General features: G+C 43.8%; 1 protein-coding gene. It reads right to left on the bottom strand.

Features of this window, described 5'->3' with window-relative positions; genetic code table 11:
• Nucleotides 1–117: 117 nt before the first annotated feature.
• The coding region (locus tag CIK90_RS13535; RefSeq protein ID WP_144007297.1) for an IS982 family transposase at nucleotides 118–708 on the bottom strand (591 nt) is incomplete at its 5' end.

Genomic DNA, 708 nt, shown 5'->3' with positions numbered 1-708 from the left:
TGCCCCAGTTCGGGATAACCGAGTGTTTAATACAATATAAATACAGCGTGAATACGCCTCCTCCCCATACCATTAGGAGTGGGTAATAACAGAAGGCTGAAAGAAGTTGATTTGCCCTTAGAATAGTGACAGCTGTTTCGTGTCTTCGATGCAGTATCCTTGCAATGCCTTTGGCTTGTTGTCGAAGAAGCAATATGCTCCCAATGCTGAAATAAGGTTCATGATAAAGTTGCTTACAGATCTATGGCGTGAATGTACAATCTGTGCCGTATTCTTCAGCATGTCGTTAATGGTTTCGATAATGTATCTCTTGCGCAGCATCATTCTGTCATAGAACGGCATCAGCTTGTTTTTCATGTTTACGCGCAACCCTGTCACCAGCTGTATTCCATCCTCAAAGAGGAAGTCAAACAGCTTCTGCGAAATATAGCCTTTGTCAGCAAACAGCTTGCCATACAAACGTTTAGCAAGAACCTTGAACACATTCGGGTCCTTGTCGCTGACATTTGCACCAGTAAGTACAAACGCTATTATCTCGCCTCTGTCATTGCACGCAAGATGGAGCTTAAAGCCATGGCACCAACCCATTGTTCCTTTTCCGTCAGTGGCAATTCCCTTGAATACCTTATTGGCATATCTCCTGAGATTATGGCATACGGGTATCATCGTGGAATCAACGAATGTTATGCCAGTACATCTTCCGAAAGC

Source organism: Prevotella sp. P5-126, from assembly GCF_002251185.1.
Classification (GTDB): domain Bacteria; phylum Bacteroidota; class Bacteroidia; order Bacteroidales; family Bacteroidaceae; genus Prevotella.
The sequence above is the reverse complement of the archived record's forward strand: the minus strand, read 5'-3'. Positions and strand labels throughout refer to the sequence as shown.